The sequence below is a fragment of the Streptomyces sp. SAS_270 genome, from assembly GCF_052543295.1.
Genome location: NZ_JBMNDS010000069.1, coordinates 1 through 15813, shown reverse-complemented (window position 1 = coordinate 15813; position 15813 = coordinate 1). Strand labels below are relative to the sequence as shown.

At 71.2% G+C, this 15813-nt stretch carries 14 protein-coding genes; 8 read left to right on the top strand and 6 right to left on the bottom strand.

All coding sequences use genetic code 11. The features are described from left to right. Positions 1 to 101: 101 nt before the first annotated feature. Positions 102 to 1526 carry a lipase maturation factor family protein gene (locus ACN6LB_RS34055; protein WP_445029203.1) on the bottom strand — a complete coding sequence of 475 codons (1425 nt, stop codon included), beginning with the start codon at positions 1524 to 1526 and terminating at the stop codon, positions 102 to 104. Between the two features lie 138 nt (positions 1527 to 1664). On the opposite strand from ACN6LB_RS34055, the gene ACN6LB_RS34050 reads away from it, so the two are divergent. From ACN6LB_RS34050 to ACN6LB_RS34030, 5 genes are all read left to right on the top strand, one after another. After that, positions 1665 to 2957 (top strand): DUF6777 domain-containing protein, encoded by a 1293-nt coding sequence (locus ACN6LB_RS34050; RefSeq protein WP_445029202.1) that lies wholly within the window; start codon positions 1665 to 1667, stop codon positions 2955 to 2957. Between the two features lie 78 nt (positions 2958 to 3035). Beyond that, positions 3036 to 5123 carry a SpoIIE family protein phosphatase gene (locus tag ACN6LB_RS34045; protein ID WP_445029201.1) on the top strand — a complete coding sequence of 696 codons (2088 nt, stop codon included), beginning with the start codon at positions 3036 to 3038 and terminating at the stop codon, positions 5121 to 5123. Between the two features lie 47 nt (positions 5124 to 5170). Further along, the gene (locus ACN6LB_RS34040; protein ID WP_445029200.1) at positions 5171 to 6031 is read left to right on the top strand and encodes an Fpg/Nei family DNA glycosylase; all 861 of its coding nucleotides are present in this window, start codon (positions 5171 to 5173) and stop codon (positions 6029 to 6031) included. A 170-nt stretch (positions 6032 to 6201) separates the two neighbouring features. Next, entirely contained in the window at positions 6202 to 7299 is a 1098-nt protein-coding gene (locus ACN6LB_RS34035; protein WP_445029199.1) for a hypothetical protein, read from the top strand. A 379-nt stretch (positions 7300 to 7678) separates the two neighbouring features. Continuing rightward, on the top strand, positions 7679 to 9013 hold the full coding sequence (locus tag ACN6LB_RS34030) for an MFS transporter (RefSeq protein ID WP_445029198.1): 1335 nt from the start codon (positions 7679 to 7681) through the stop codon (positions 9011 to 9013). Here ACN6LB_RS34030 and ACN6LB_RS34025 read toward each other — a convergent pair. From ACN6LB_RS34025 to ACN6LB_RS34015, 3 genes are all read right to left on the bottom strand, one after another. Beyond that, complete coding sequence (locus tag ACN6LB_RS34025) at positions 9000 to 9659, bottom strand: anti-sigma factor family protein (RefSeq protein ID WP_445029197.1); 660 nt, start codon at positions 9657 to 9659, stop codon at positions 9000 to 9002. The two genes, ACN6LB_RS34030 and ACN6LB_RS34025, sit on opposite strands and share 14 nt — an antisense overlap. A gap of 224 nt (positions 9660 to 9883) precedes the next feature. Then, a complete protein-coding gene (locus tag ACN6LB_RS34020) occupies positions 9884 to 10399 on the bottom strand; it encodes a hypothetical protein (RefSeq protein WP_356134669.1) in 516 nt (171 codons plus the stop codon). Positions 10400 to 10535: 136 nt separating this feature from the next. Continuing rightward, positions 10536 to 11084: a sigma-70 family RNA polymerase sigma factor gene (locus ACN6LB_RS34015; RefSeq protein ID WP_356134667.1), complete on the bottom strand. Its 549-nt coding sequence runs from the start codon at positions 11082 to 11084 to the stop codon at positions 10536 to 10538. Between the two features lie 375 nt (positions 11085 to 11459). Between ACN6LB_RS34015 and ACN6LB_RS34010 the strand changes: the two genes are divergently transcribed. Then, a complete protein-coding gene (locus ACN6LB_RS34010) occupies positions 11460 to 12581 on the top strand; it encodes a CapA family protein (RefSeq protein ID WP_445029196.1) in 1122 nt (373 codons plus the stop codon). Between the two features lie 54 nt (positions 12582 to 12635). Here the strand turns inward: ACN6LB_RS34010 and ACN6LB_RS34005 are convergent, their stop codons facing one another. Further along, on the bottom strand, positions 12636 to 13100 hold the full coding sequence (locus ACN6LB_RS34005; protein WP_445029195.1) for a universal stress protein: 465 nt from the start codon (positions 13098 to 13100) through the stop codon (positions 12636 to 12638). Between the two features lie 220 nt (positions 13101 to 13320). Between ACN6LB_RS34005 and ACN6LB_RS34000 the strand changes: the two genes are divergently transcribed. Beyond that, complete coding sequence (locus ACN6LB_RS34000) at positions 13321 to 14163, top strand: polysaccharide deacetylase family protein (RefSeq protein WP_445029194.1); 843 nt, start codon at positions 13321 to 13323, stop codon at positions 14161 to 14163. Positions 14164 to 14209: 46 nt separating this feature from the next. Here ACN6LB_RS34000 and ACN6LB_RS33995 read toward each other — a convergent pair whose 3' ends face one another. Beyond that, positions 14210 to 14875, bottom strand: coding sequence for a class F sortase (locus ACN6LB_RS33995; protein WP_445029193.1), 666 nt, complete (start codon positions 14873 to 14875; stop codon positions 14210 to 14212). Positions 14876 to 15206: 331 nt separating this feature from the next. Between ACN6LB_RS33995 and ACN6LB_RS33990 the strand changes: the two genes are divergently transcribed. After that, positions 15207 to 15695 carry a hypothetical protein gene (locus tag ACN6LB_RS33990; protein WP_445029192.1) on the top strand — a complete coding sequence of 163 codons (489 nt, stop codon included), beginning with the start codon at positions 15207 to 15209 and terminating at the stop codon, positions 15693 to 15695. Positions 15696 to 15813: the final 118 nt, after the last annotated feature.

Sequence of the window (15813 nt, the reverse complement as noted above, 5' to 3'; positions counted from 1 at the left end):
TACCCCCCCCCCCCCCCCCCCCCCCCCCCCCCCCCCCCCCCCCCCCCCCCCCCCCCCCCCCCCCCGCGGCGTTCCCGTTCGCACCGGGACGCGGCGCGCGCCTACCGGCTCCGGGCCACCGGCCGGTCCAGCCGCGTCGGCGGCATGAACTCCCGCAGATACGTCCGCTGCCAGCACGCGCCCGTCTCCCGCAGCTCGCGCCAGGTCGTGTAGCGGTAGCGGTAGAGGCGGGCGCGGACGTACCGGGGCGGCGCGTCCTTCGGGAACGGCGAACTGCGCAGCAGGCGCAGCGTGTCGCGGTCGTTCTCCAGGAGCCGTTCCATCAGGCCCGTGAACCACGCCCCGGCGTAGGAGGGGGAAAGCCCCACGAACCACAGCATCCAGTCGAGCCGCAGATGGTACGGCGCGAACTGCCGCGGCCAGTGCCGCACATCGCCCGGTTTGCCCTTGAACTCGTACTCCCGCCAGTCCGAGTCCTCACGCGGGACCTCGTCCGCCGTGCCCTCGATGACCACCTCGTGACGCAGCCGGCTGACGCTGCCGAACGCGCCGTAGGTGTTGACCAGATGGAGCGGGTCGAAGGAGCGGTTCATGACCTGCCGAGAGGAGACCAGGTTGCGCGCGGGCCGGTAGCTGAGTGCGACCAGCCCCGTGGCCACGGCGAGCACCACGACCTCGTACCAGAGCGGAGTCCCCGGGACGTCCGGGGCAGTGGTGGGGAACTCGATCGCGGAGAGGGCGATCACGATCGTGATCCAGTTCAGCCAGGAGAAGTTGCCGGACAGGACCAGCCACAGCTGCGTGAGGACCATCAGTGCCGCGGCGGCCGTCGCGATCGGCTGGGGAGTGAACAGCAGGACGGGCACGACGAGTTGGGTGACATGGTTGGCGGCCACCTCGACCCGGTGCAGCGGCTTCGGCAGATGGTGGAAGAACCAGCTCAGCGGGCCCGGCATCGGCTGGGTCTCGTGGTGATGGTCGAGGCAGGTGAGCTTGCGCCAGCACGCGTCGCCGCGCATCTTGATCAGCCCGGCGCCGAACTCGACACGGAACAACAGCCAGCGCAGCAGGAGCAGGACCACGATGGGCGGCGCGACCTCGTCGTTGCCCAGGAAGACGGCCAGGAAGCCGACCTCCAGAAGCAGGGACTCCCAGCCGAAGGCGTACCAGGTCTGCCCGACGTTCACGATCGACAGATACAGCGCCCACGGGACCAGCCACAGCACCATGCATCCCCAGAGCGGGAGTTGCCGGTCCAGCCCCGCGACGAGCGCCGCCGACACCGCGCAGCCCGACCATGCCCAGACCGCGAAGAACCGGTCGGAGTAGTGCAGTTGGAACACGCTGGGTGCCCGGCGGAACGGAACCCTTGCCACGAAGCGGGGCACCGGCAGCATGCCGCGCTCCCCGATCAGCGCACGGAACTGCAGCGCCGCGCCCAGAAACGCGACGAGATAGACGACGGCCAGAGCGCGCTGGAAGACCAGTCGGCTCAGCCAGTACTCGGGTGCCATGAACCAGCCCACGGCAGCCAGCTCCTCTCCTCTCCATTGTGACGCTAAGTGACCGACTCCGCTTGCGTGACCCAACCGGGTGACGCAGACAATGGTGGACGAACTGCCCGGCATGACGGATGAACCGCCTGGGACGAACGGGAGTACGCGGTGCGCATACCCACCAGAACCCTCCTCGCGGCCTGCACGCTCTCGGTGACGCTCCTTGTCACCGGCTGCGGCGGGGACAGCGACGCAGGCACGCAGGCGGCGGCCGGCGGATCGACCGGCGAACTCTTCCTCCAGCCGGTCGCGGCCCAGGGCCCCGACCCCTTCACCGACTCCACGGCCACCTCCACCGCGACACCGCCTCCCGTCACCCGAACGCCGCAATCGACACCCGGCGGCCATTCCTTGGCCACGACCCAGGAGCCGCGTTCCTTCTCGGGCGCCACCCCTGGTCTCTACGGCGGTACCCAGTCCGTCGGCAGTTGTGACGTCGAACGGCAGATCCGCTTCCTCACCGCCGACCGGGCCAAGGCGCACGCTTTCGCGGAGGCCTCCGGGATCTCCCCGGCCGCCGTCCCGGGCTTTCTGCGCGGTCTGACCTCGGTCGTGCTGCGCGCCGACACCCGGGTCACCAACCATGGCTTCCGCGACGGACGGGCGACGAGCTTCCAGTCCGTGCTGCAGACGGGCACCGCCGTCCTCGTCGACAACCGGGGCGCGCCGCGCGTCCGCTGCGCCTGCGGAAACCCGCTGAAGGTGCCCGGCGCACTCCGGGGAAACCCCGGCACCCAGGGCCACCCCTGGTCCGGTTACCGCCCCGCCCAGGTCATCGTGGTGATCCCGGCGCCCAAGGTGATCGTCAACATCACGATCATCAACATCGTCGACCACACCTGGATCGAACGGCAGATCGGCGACGACGGTCACCGTGATGTCGTCGTCCCGCAGCCGGACCTCCCCACCGAGAGCCCGAGCCCCGACGACTCGTCCTCCAGCGGCACCTCCCACGACACCACCGGCGTCCCGCCCGGCCGGGAGAGCACGGCGCCGCAGGATTCGCCGTCCGACTGCGTGACAGCGACCGCGACGGTCACCCGCACGCCCGACGCCACCGGCATCACGCCGGGCACTGGTTCCCCGACGCCCGGTTCCCCGACCCCGCAGGCGTCGGACGAGCCCACCGACTGCCCCACCGTCACCGCCACGGTCACGGCCCCGCCGACGACACCACCCGACGGCTCCCTGACGCCCTCGGCCGCGAGCACCGCTCCGGACGCCGACACGACCGGCCCGGATGGGTCGACCGACATGCCGCCGAACTCCGCGAGCCAGGACATCGGACCGGACACCGTCCCCGACAGCCCCGACCTGCGCGACGGCGGCGGCCTGATCCCCGACGAGCCGGCCGCTACGGACAGCATCTTCGACACCCCGACCGACGTCTTCGGCAGTTGAGCGCCCGCTCGACCGGCGCGCCCGTCACCGGGCTCCGCAGAAGTCGAATAATCGGGCAAATCCTGGCAAGGTGGCCCCATGGTTGATCGGGGAGCGAGCGCCCTGTCACTCCCGGACGACTGGCCCGCCCACCCGGATCCGATCCTGGCGCTCAACCGCATGGGCAGCTTCGACTGGGACCTGGACGCCGGTGTGATGCAGATGGACGCCCAGGCCCACGAGGTCTTCGACGTGCGCCCCGACGAATACGACGGCCGCCCCGAGACCCTGGCCATGCGCGTTCCCCCGGGCGAGGCAGTCCGCCTCGACGGCATGGTCTCCCAGGCACTCAAGGACGGCAGCGAGAACTACGGCGCCTACTTCCGCATCCGCTGCCGGGACGGCTCCGCTCGCTGGACGCACACCCAGGGCTACATCCGCCGCGACGAGACAGGGCGGCCGCGCCGGATCATCGGGATCGTCCGGGACGCCACCCAGGAACTCGGCGAGAGCGAGGCGCGCCGCGAGCGGGCCGCCCAGGACGCGGTACGGCGCCAGCAGACCAACGTCGTCCAGATCACCACCGCGGCCCTCGCCCATGCCCGAACCGTCCAGGACGTCATCGACGTCCTGGAGGACACCGAGGGACTCACCCACCTGGGCGCGACAAGCCTGGTCATGGGCCTGCTGGAGGCCGGACGCATCCGCATGGTCGCCGCGGGCCCCGCGGACAGCTATGTGCCGGGCACCCGCGTCACCCGCCTCGAAGCGCGCTTCCCGATGAACGAGGTCGTACGCACGCTCGCCCCGCACTTCATCGAGTCGCCGGAGGAGTTCGCCGAGTCCTACCCCGACCTCTGGCCGCACATCACCGACCTGGACATCACCTCGGCCGCGTACATGCCGCTCATCGCCCAGGCCAGGCCCATCGGCGCGATCGGCCTTCTCTACAACGACCGGCGCGGCTTCTCCTCGGAGGAACGCAACATCCTCGTCGCGCTCGGCAGCAGCATCGCCCAGAGCCTCCAGCGCGCCATGTTCTACGAGCAGGAGAAGGACCTCGCCCAGAGCCTCCAGCAGGCCATGCTGCCCCGCACCATCCCCAGCGTGCCCGGCGCCGACGTCGCCGTCCGCTACCGCGCCGGCAGCGCGGGCGGCTCCCTCGGCCGGGACATCGGCGGCGACTGGTACGACCTGATCCCGCTCCCCGGCGGCCGCGTCGGCGCCGTCATCGGCGACGTCCAGGGGCACGACACCCATGCCGCTGCCGTCATGGGCCAGCTCCGCATCGTGCTGCGCGCCTACGCCGCCGAGGGGCACACCCCGGCCACGGTGGTGGCCCGCGCCTCCGTCTTCCTGCATGAACTCGACACCGAGCGCTTCGCGACCTGCCTGTACGTGGAGGCCGACCTGACCACCGGTGTGGTGCAACTCGTCCGGGCCGGCCACATCGACCCGCTCGTACGGCTCGCCGACCGGACCTGCCGCCGCATCCCCGTGGAAGGCGGGCTGCCGCTCGGCCTGTCCGCCGAGTTCGGCCGGCTCGAATACCCCGTCACCAGCCTCGAACTGGACCCCGGCGAGACCCTGCTGCTGTGCACCGACGGCCTGGTGGAACAGCCCGGCGCCGACCTCGACGACGGCATGCGCACCCTGGTGGAACTCATCGCCAACGGCCCGGACGACGTGCGCGACCTCGCCGACCGGCTCATCGACGCGGCCGAGGAGCGCAGCGGCGACGACGACGTCGCACTGCTGCTCCTGCGTCGCGGCGGCGGCGCTGCCGAGCAGGCCGGCGGCCGGCTCCAGCAGCACGTCGCCCCCGGCGACCCCGAGGCTCTCACCGAGGCCCGGCACATGATCCGCGCCGCTGTCCGCGCCTGGGGCGCCGGCGACCGGGCCGACGAGATCGAACTCGCCGCCGACGAACTGATCACCAACGCCCTCATGCACACCGAGGGCTCCGCGATCGTCACCCTGCGCATGCTCGCCGGCCCCGAACGCAGACTGCGCGTCGAGGTCGAGGACTCCTCCAGCGCCCTGCCGCGCCGCCGCGAGGCAGGGGAGTCCGGGGTCTCCGGGCGCGGACTGATGCTCGTCGACCTGCTCGCCGACGTCTGGGGCGTGGAGGCACGCGGCAGCGGCAAGTGCGTGTGGTGCGAGTTCGGCGTCCCGGCACACGACTGACACCTGCTCCGCGTGGCGCTGTCGGTGCCGGATGGCACCCTGGACGTATGCCGGAACTACCCGAGGTCGAAGCGCTCAGGGACTTCCTGGCCGAGCATCTCGTCGGCCACGAGGTCGTGCGCGTGCTGCCCGTCGCGATCAGCGTCCTGAAGACGTACGACCCACCTGTCTCCGCCCTTGAGGGCCGCAAGGTCACCGTCGTGCGCCGGCACGGCAAGTTCCTCGACATCGAGGCGGACGGCCTGCACTTCGTGACCCACCTGGCCCGTGCGGGCTGGCTCCACTGGAAGGACCGCCTGCCCGACGGCCCGCCCCGCCCCGGCAAGGGCCCGCTCGCCCTGCGCGTCGCGCTGGAGACCGGCGAGGGCTTCGACCTCACCGAGGCCGGCACACAGAAACGGCTCGCGGTGTACGTCGTCCGGGACCCGGGCGAGATCCCGGGCGTGGCGCGCCTGGGCCCCGACCCGCTCGCCGCCGACTTCGACGAGGCACGCTTCGCACAGCTCCTGGAAGGCGAGCGCCGACAGCTGAAGGGCGCGCTGCGCGACCAGAGCCTGATCGCGGGAGTGGGCAACGCCTACAGCGACGAGATCCTGCACGCCGCGAAGATGTCGCCGTTCAAGCTCGCCGCCGCACTCACCCCCGAGGAGACCCACCGCCTGTACGAGGCGCTGCGCTCCACACTCGCCGAGGCCGTGGAACGCTCGCACGGGCTGGCCGCCGGCCGCCTGAAGGCGGAGAAGAAGAGCGGCCTGCGCGTGCACGGACGCGCGGGCGAGCCCTGCCCGGTCTGCGGCGACACCATCCACGAGGTCTCCTTCAGCGACTCCGCACTCCAGTACTGCCCGACGTGCCAGACCGGCGGCAAGCCGCTCGCGGACCGCAGAATGTCCAAACTGCTCAAGTAGCCGCCGATCAGGGCGATTTGACGATCCCGGGCCTTTCGTCGACCACGGTCCGTCGCGTCTGTGACGCACGGGAGCCTGGCTCGTGATGGTGCGGCCGTGCTGTGTGATGATGCGTGGAACGGTGACCGGCCCTGGGGAGGGACCGGTGGGAGAAGGGTCGGGAACGCGTCGTGGGCAAGGGTGGGGCGTCCATACCGGACGAGGAGTGGGAGCGCTTCCAGCGGGAGGCCGAGGCGGGAATCCAGGGCGCGCCCGAGGAGCCGTCCGCACGGGCCCGGATGGTGGCGCGCCGGCTGCGGGAGGAGCCCGGCCACCCCGTACCGGGGCGCAATCACCAACTCGCCCCGCGGCGACGGGGCAAGGGCTGGTACGTGGTCGGCCTGCTGGCCGCCGCCGCCCTGCTGGTCGTGGCTCTGGATCCGGGCCGGGTGACGGGATGGTTCGGCGGCTCGGACGGTGGGAGCGCGCCGCTCGCCGCGGAGTCGCAACGTCCCGACCAGCCGCCGGCGACCGAGGCGGCAGCCCAACAGCCCACGGTGCAGCAGCCCTTCAGGGGGTCGCCCGCGGCACGGTGGAGCGACGGCACGGAGGGCATCAGCCTCCCTGCGGCCCGGGCGACCGGCTGGATGAGCAGGAAGCAGGTCGAGCAGGCACTCGACCGGAGCCTCGACTTCCTTGCCGCGTCCAGTCTGAACCCCGCCGTGCTGCGCGGTGAGCGGCCGAAGACGGCGATCGCGTTGATCAATCCGCACCAGCAGGATGTCCAGAGCTATCTGAAGAACGCGTTCCGCGCGCCCAGTCGGGAGGACGATCCCCTGCTGTTGTTCAGCCGCTTCGAGAAGGCGAAGGTGCGCCCGGTCGGGGACGTGGTCAGGACACGAGGACGGATCACCTACCGGGAAGGCAAGCGCGGTGCGGTCGAGGTGACCACCGATGTCACGTACGTCTATCCGGTCGTACGTGCCGCGGCGGGAAGCGACGAGGTCGCTCGCACCATCGTGCGCCGCGAGGTCGTGATGAGCTGGGACAACCCCGCGAAGGTGATCACCGAGCCGGGGACCTTCTCCCTCGTCTCCTACAAGTCCGACACCACCAACGGAGGCTGCGACTCCTTCACCGGCTACTTCGTTCCCGAGTTCAGCGCCGAGCGGGCGACCACGGGCTCGGGAGACGGCCGCGAGGTCGACCCCTACGACCGGAGCACCTCGATGGACGCCCGTCTGCGGGATGCCGGCGAAGCAGGGTGCGGGACCGCCACACGGTCGTGAGCGCGATGTACGGCGTCGTCGTCCCGTCCCCCGCGTCGCTGAGCTGACCGCCCAACGCCGGGGGACACCAGGCGCCTTCGGCGAGGACCAGGCCATTGCGTGTGGGGGATCCCGGATCCTCATGCCGCGGATTACCGCGTTGATCCCCCACACCGCAAGCAGCTACTGTCCCGGCAGCGAGAGTGACCCACGAGGAGCCGAGACATGCCCCACATACCCGGTCGTTCGAGCGCGCGTTGACGTCGTAGGCCGTGAGCGGCCTGTCATCGCGTGCTGCCCCTGATGCCGCGGCACAGCGAGCCTTCTCCTGCCCGAACCGCCGGCGCACCTGTCGTGTGCCGGATGGCGGGCCTCGTCGTCGGCAGTCCAAGGGGTTCCCGTGCCGTCCGCTTCCTCCGCCGATTCCGACTCCGGCGAACCTGTTCCGTCCGCCCCGTCGAGCCTGTGGCGGGACGCCGATTTCCGCAGGCTCTGGGTGGGCCAGACGGTGTCCCAACTCGGCGAACAGGCCTGCACGGTGGTGCTGCCGCTCTTCGCCGTCCTGACGCTCGACGCGGGCGCCGGCCAACTGGGAGCCCTCCGCGCGGTGGGGCAGGCGCCGCTGCTGCTGCTCTCGCTCTTCGCCGGAGCCTGGGTGGACCGATGGCCGACCCGCACCGTGATGGTGCTGACGGACGTCGGCCGGGCCCTCGCGCTGGGCGCCACCGGCGTGGCCGGTCTTCTGGGCCTGCTCGGCCTGCCCGCACTCCTCGTGGTCGCCTTCGCCGTCGGGGCCCTGTCCGTGTTCTTCGACGTGGCCTACCAGGCGTCTCTGGTACGGCTGGTGGAGCGCGAGCAGTTGGTGCGGGGCAACAGCGCACTCGAAGGCAGCCGGTCAGCCGCCCAGATCGGGGGACCTGCCCTCGGTGGTGCGTCGGTGTCACTCCTGTCGGCGCCGATCGCCGCCGCCTCCAGCGCGATGTTCTTCGCGCTGTCGTTCCTCGCCATCCGACGGATCCGCGGCCGCGAACCGATTCCGGGGCGCTCCCAGCGCCCTGCGCGCACAGGGCGGCGGATCCACGAGGGACTCCGATTGGTCGTCGGCGACCCCTTGCTGAGGACGGTGGGCCTTGCCTCGGCGGCTTTCCAGTTCTCCTTCGCGGCCATGATGACCGTCTATCTGCTCTTCCTGCCGCGGGAGTTGCATCTGTCGGGCACCGCCATCGGGCTCGCGCTCGCGGCGACGGGACCGGGCGCGCTCCTGGGCTCCCTGCTGGCCGCCCGTCTGCCGAGCCGGTTCGGACACGGCCCGGTGCTCGTCTGCGCGGCCGTACTCGGTGACGGAGTTCTGCTGAGCGTCCCCGCGCTGCACGGCTCCTCCGCGGTGACGGTGCTCGCGCTCCTCGCGGTCAACTTCGTGTTCGGGACGTTCGGTCAACTGGTCAACGTCACCGTCATGGCCGTTCGGCAGGCCGTCACTCCGGACGGGATGCAGGGCCGCGCGGCCGCGACGATCACGTTCGCCGGTATGGGGACGACCCCGCTCGGCTCACTCCTCGGCGGATTCCTCGCGGCGGAGTGGGGACTGCGCGGCAGCCTCCTGGTGACGGCCGCCGGAATGATGCTGTCCCCGGTGCTGATGGCGCTGTCCCCGCTCGCCCGCCTGGGACGGGTGCTCCCGGCTTCACGGGACGCCGGGCCCACCGGGTCGAGCCCCTGGATCAGGACGCCTTGACCGTCACCAGGTGCTTGCCCTCCATCGTGCGCACGTCGAAGTGGCTGATGTCGCTGAGCCGCATCGCGGCGCCGCCCTGCATGTGGGCGTCGCGGTCGTGGGGCGGCACCATCCAGCTGGTCACCGTCTGCTCGGTGCCGTCCTTGCCGACGGCCACGAGGATGCAGGCCCGCGGGCCGCCCGCGTCCTTCACCTTGACGTCGATCTGACTGCCCCAGGTCCGGTCCTCGGTCGTGACCTGGGCCCACACACCGGTGGCGGAGTCGGTCGCGGCCTCCGTCGCGGCGACCCGGGCCGGCGGGGAGCCGTGCGACGTCACCATCGCGATCGCGGGACCGCCCGCCGCGAAGACCACGGCGGCGGCCACCGCGTACAGCCACCTCCGGCGCCCGGCCCGGTGACGCGTCGCCACCTCGCCGAGCAACCGCTCCAGAAAGCGGGGGCCGGGGGCGGCGAAGGGGTGCACGGAGCGCGGCGTCGCACGTCGGTACAGCATGAGCTGCCGAGCGGCGGGCCGGAACTCGGTGACATGCGCCGTGCAGCTGGGACACTCCATGAGGTGGTCCTCGAAGCGGAAAGCCTCCGCCTCGTCCAGCACGCCCAGCGCGTATGCGCCGACGTCACGATGCCGTTCCAGGGACCTCATACCGATACCGAATCCTTGTGGCGATGGTGCGGGGTGGGGGTGGTGCTGCTGTTGCCCACCGGTACGGACCAGACCGTCGAATCACTCAAGACCCGTTCGGAATCGCGACAAGGACGTTCGGAGCAGGAAGGCCCGCGGATTGGTCGAAGGGAAGAAAAGTTGACGAAGACCTCGGCGAGGCGGCTGAGCCGGCCGAGGTGTACGAGCCAGAAGAGGCGGACGCGTCAGAACAGGTGAATCGCCAGATGCCCCAGCGGCAGACCCAGCTGCCAGGCGGGCGTCCACACCTTCGGTCCGTCGTCCTCTCCCACGACGGGACCACCGCCGGGCACCGCGTCCAGGTCGGGGGCGAGCAGTTCGGTCTCCTCCAGCCAGCGCCAGGCCGCCGAGGCCAGCTCCAGGTCCGGGGCCGGGCCGTCGGACCGGAGCGCCTCGGCCGCGAGATGGGCCATGCGTTCGCGGACCCAGTCCTGCCACGGCTGGTCGTACGCCGTCAGCGACAGCCACGTCTCCAGCTGCGTGACGACGCGGATGCCGGAGAGTTCACCGCCGCTGTCGGAAAGGAAGATGGTGAGCGCCAGGGCGTCACGCCCGGCGCGGAACTCGAAGGACGTGGGCGGCATCAGGTCGCCCGTCCGCAGCAGCTCGTCGGCGATGTACTCGGCGTACAACCACGCCATGGGGACGGCCAGTTCACCGCCGCCGGTGCCGTCCGTGCTCTCGTGTCCTCTGTGGAGCATCCCTTCCTGCCTTCCTCCGGTGCGTGCGCGTCGCCCGACCCCGGGCCCCCAGTCCGGAACACGGATGAGGACTAGCGGATTACTCAACCATGGTCCGCGGCAGGCGCTTTACGGAGGTTTGACTCAGCCTTCGGTTTCACCGCAGGTCGGCCGCGTATCCCGGAAGAACCCGGCGCAGGGCGCGCAGCGCGTAGTACGCGCGAGACTTCACGGTACCGGGCGGAATCCCGAGCGCTGCGGCGGCCTCCGCCACACTCGCCCCCTGGAAGTACACCTGCACCAGGACTTCACGATGCTCCGGAGTGAGTGTCTTCACAGCCTCGCGCACGTCGAGCGTCGCCGCGGAGCGTTCGGCGTGATCGGCGCAGACCCGCGCACTCTCCAGCACCGCGTCCCCGACCTCCGCCGGGCGCGCCTGGCGGGCCCGGCGCGCGTCGATCGCCAGCCGCCGTCCGACGGTGAGCAGCCACGGGCGTACGGAGTCGAAGGCGTCCGCGCGCAGTGCCTCGGGGTGCTGCCAGGCACGGACGAACGTCTCCTGCAGCAGGTCCTCGGCACGCTGCCGGTCGCCGTCGCAGAGACGTAGGAGCAGCGCGAAGAGGGGCCGACCGTGCTCGCGCTGCAGCGCGGCCAACTCGTGCTCGGCGGTCGTCCCGTTCGGGATGGTGGTGGTTCCGGCCGTCATGGGCGTATGCCACCGCAGCGCCATCGGCCGGGACAGGGCACGGACACGAGTCTGCGGCGGACGGTCGAACCCGTCGATGAACGGTACGACGAACGGTCCGCGGAGCGCCCGTACCGGAAGCCCCGCATCCCATTCGCCCTGATGGGCCCCTGCGCAGGCGCGGACGGGCTAGCCGCCGGTGCCGCTGCTTGACTCGCGCCCGCCGGTGCCTGTGGATTCGTATCTATTCGTAATGAAGTAGTGAAATACGACTACGGGGCGGACTCGATGACCACACGGACCACATCAACGACATCGACCGGATCGGCCACAGCCGCCACAGCGGTCACATCCACGCGGCGGACGACGGCCACGGCCCTGGCGGGCCTCCTCCTCATGACCAGCCTCGCGGCCACCGCGGGCTGCCAGGCCCAGGACCCACCGGACCGGCACCGGCGCGCCGGACACCCGGCGGCCCCCGTCGCACCCCGTGGCTTCACCCTCGTCGCCTCCGGCGACGTCCTGCCGCACACCTCGATCATCGAGAAGGCGAACACCGACGCGGGCGGCGACGGATACGACTTCCGCCCGATGCTCTCCGGCGTGAAACCGGTGGTGTCCCGCGCCGACCTGGCGATCTGTCACATGGAGACGGTCTACGGCGCGCAGGGCGACTACACCGGCTACCCCACGTTCAAGTCCCCGCCCCAGGTCGCCGCGGCCCTCGCCGCCACCGGCTACGACGACTGCTCCACGGCCTCCAACCACACCCTCGACGACGGCGCCGCCGGCATCCACCGCACCCTCGACGCACTGGACCGCGCGGGCGTACGGCACGCCGGATCGGCCCGTACGGCGGCCGAGGCGGGCGGCGCGACCGTTCTGCGGGCCGGTGGAGCCGAGGTCGCGCACCTCGCGTACACGTACGACACGAACGGCTTCCCCCTTCCGTCGGGGCAGCCCTGGGCCGTCCGCCTCATCGACCGGGACCGGATCATCGCGGACGCCCGGGCCGCCCGGAAGGCGGGTGCCGACGTGGTCGTCGTGTCCCTGCACTGGGGCACCGAATGGCAGGACGCGCCCGACGAGCAGCAGTTGACCCTCGGCCGGGAGCTCACCGCCTCGCGCACGGCCGGCCGCCCCGACATCGACCTGATCCTCGGCACCCACGCCCACATTCCGCAGGCGTACGAGAAGGTCAACGGCACCTGGGTGATCTACGGCATGGGAGACCAGGTCGCCGGCGAGATGTTCAACTACGACGGCGCCCAGGATCCGCGCGGCAACGAGAGCACCCTCGGCCGCTTCACCTTCGCCCCGCCCGCGCGCCCGGGCGGCCGCTGGGAGGTGCGCAAGGCCGAGTTCGTGCCGCAGTGGTTCGACGTCGGCTCCGGGCGGGTCGTCAACCTCAACGAGTCCCTTCAGCGCGGCGGCGGCGTCGTTCAGGTGCGCGACCGTATCCGCGACGTCGTCCTCAGCCGGGGCGCGGCCGCGGACGGACTCGTCATGGGTCAGTAATTCCGGCAGCGAGGGATGCGCGGGCGTGCCCGGCGACCGGCCCGGTGCCGCGGTCTACGGCACCACCGTCACCGGCCAGCGCCCCGCCTTCACCAGCCGGATCGCCACGGAACCGACGATGCGGTGGCCGGCCTGCTCGGACGCGCCCACCACGACCGCGTCCGCCTTGAGCTCGTCGGAGGCCTTCACCAGGCCGCTGTAGGGGTCGCCGCGGAACGTGTGGAACTCCCAGCGCACGTCGAATATGTCCTTGACGCGCTCGGTGGCGTCCCGGATCTGGGCGATGAGGCCCTCGGCGATCTCGTCGGTCGTCTCGGCCACCGGCACCCCGAGGGCGGCTCCCGCGGCCATCACCGGCTGGACGTACACGACGGCGAGCAGCGCGTGCTGACGTCGGGCCAGGCCTGCCGCGTACGCCGCCGCGCGGAACGAGGAGTCGGAGCCGTCCACGCCGGCGACGATGACCTTGGGGCCGTCCGTGCCACGCTCGAACTGATGCGAGTGCTGCTGATCCGTCACGGCTGTGAGGCTATCGGAAGCCCCAGTTCCGGGAGGTTCCCGGGATCGGGTGAAGGACCTGCCCGCCTGCCGTCCGGGTCCGTCGGTGGGCGCGGCATGGCGGAAACATTGCTTTTGCCAGTGGTGCGTCGGGCGCGGTGCTGGTCCCTTCGGGTGCTTTCGTGGGTCCGCACCGGTGTCGTTGACGGGCACCGCCCCTCAACCGGGTGACTGATGAGTCATGAAAAAGGATCAGCTGCTCACGCGGCGCCGGGCGTTGATCGCCGGTGCCGCCGTACTGGGGGCGGCCGGCGCAGCGGGCACAGCCCGCATCCTCACCGCCGAACCGGCCTCGAAACCGGCCCGGCACGCCGTCGCGGCCGCGGGCCCGCAGGCGCGCCGCCCCCTGAAGCCCTCCGCCTACCGTCTCCGGCCGATGACCGGCTACGGCCCGCCGCTCAGCACGCCGGCCCGCACACTCGTCCGCCACGAGCCGTTCCTGCGGATGTCCGGGCGCGGCCGCACCATGGTGCTGACCTTCGACGACGGGCCCGACCCGCGCTACACCCCGGAGATCCTGAGCACGCTGCGCGAGTACGACGTGCGCGCGATGTTCTTCGTCTGCGGGGAGATGGCCGTCGACAACAAGGATCTGCTGCGGGAGATGTCCGACGACGGGCACATCGTCGGCAACCACACCTGGACCCACCCGCTGCTGACCCGGCTGACGCGCTCCGCGATCCGCTCCGAGATCGAGCGCACCAGCGAGGTCATCGAGGACGCCTACGGAGAGCCGCCGGTCTGGTTCCGCGCACCCTACGGCGCCTGGAACCGGGCGACCTTCCAGATCGGTGCCGAGCTGGGGATGGAACCGTTGGCCTGGACGGTCGACACGCTCGACTGGACGACCCCGGGCGCCCGCACCATCGTCAACCGGGTCGAGGGAGGCGCGGCCCCGGGCGTCGTGGTCCTCTCGCACGACGCGGGCGGCGACCGCTCGCAGAGCGTCCGGGCCCTGCGCGACTACCTCCCGCAACTGCTGGACTCGGGCTACCACATCACCGTGCCGCGCCGGGCAACCTAGCCCCGCCCGCGGGCGACGGGCTTTCGCCCGCCCGGCCGGGAAACGCTCAGCGAACCTCGACCAGGCGGGCGAACACGACGACGTTTCCGTCGTAGCCGTTCTGCTTGGAGAAACCGCCGCCGCAGGTGATGACGCGCAATTCGGGGGTTCCCGTATTGCCGTACACGCGGTCGCCGGGGAAATTGCTCTTGGCGAAGACCTCGATGCCGTAGATCTCGAACGCGGCGGTCTTTCCGTCCTTGCGCTGCACCTCGATACGGTTGCCCTTTTTCAGCGCGCCGAGGCCGTAGAAGACGGCGGGGCCCAGCTTGTTGTCCACGTGGCCCACGATCACGGCCGTGCCCTTTTCGCCGGGCGAGACGGCGCCGGTGAACCAGCCGGCGAGGTTGGGGTCCTCCGGCGGCGGCGCGCCGACCCAGCCGTCCACGTCCAGGCCCACCGGCATCACCGGAGCGTCCACCCGGATCGCCGGAATCCTGACCCGGTCGACCACGGAGTACGGCAGCGGGTCCGGCGTCCTGGTGAAGGTGCCGTGGCCCGTCGCGCGGCTGTCCGCCGCCGCCGCGGACGCGGGCTGCGGAGGGCCCACGTCGAATTCTCCGGAGCCATTCCGGATGAGGGCGAGGCCGGTCAGCAGAACAAGCGCTATCACGCCCCACGGAGCGCGCTTCTTCTGCTGCTCCTCCTCTTCGGCCAACTCGGACGCAGACATTCGCAATCCCCTCTCGACGCGGCCGTCGCCGCGTCCGTCGCGCATATGAGAACGCTAAGGGCAGCACGCCCGACGGGCGACGGGTCACGGGCGAACGGGTGGTGGAGATCCTCCTTCGTGAGCCATCCGAGTCGACGCCGACAGGATTTTTCTGACGGTCCGTGACCTGCGGCAATATCCGTTTGTGCGGAATTCTCTCGGCGTGTCTTCTCACCAGGACGGACCATTCTCGAAATGCGGCACTGTGCACGGCATCTGAGGGTCTGTCTGGGAGGCGTTTCTCGCCGATCGACCGGGGACGGGTCCCGGGGCGTCTTCCGCGGAGGATCACATGCGTACAACTCGTGCCCTGGCGGCCTGCGCCGCCGCGGTCGCCGCGGTGGGGCTCGCCGCCCCCACGGCTGCGGCCTGGGACCAGCCGACCAGCGTCACCGCCGCGCCCAGCGTCATCGCGCCGGGCGGCAAGCTGCTGATCACCGTCAACGGTTCCGCGTGCACCATTGCCGGCAGCACGGTCAGCTCGGACGTCTTCCCGACAACGACGCTCACGTCGATGGGCGGCAACACGTCGACAGCGAATCCCACGGTCAACTCGAACGCCAGCCCCGGCGTGTACCGCGTCACCACCATGTGTGAGGGCAGGACGAAGGAGTTCTCGTCCGTCTTCACCGTCATCGGCGGTGTCCGCGGCGGTCTCGGCGGCAGCAGTTCCACCGGCGCGACGCCGACCGACATGGCCATCGGTGGCGGGCTCGTCGCCGCGGCCGCCGTCGGCGGCGGGGTGTTCTGGCTGCGCCGCAGGTCCGAGAAGCGGATCTGACCTCGGTCTGAACCGGGGCGGACCGTCCGCCCCGGTCCGCCTTCCGCTTTCCGGCCTCCTCGGAGACCGCACATGACAGCCCTTCGCCCCGGACCCTCCCGACAGGGGCCGGGGCGGA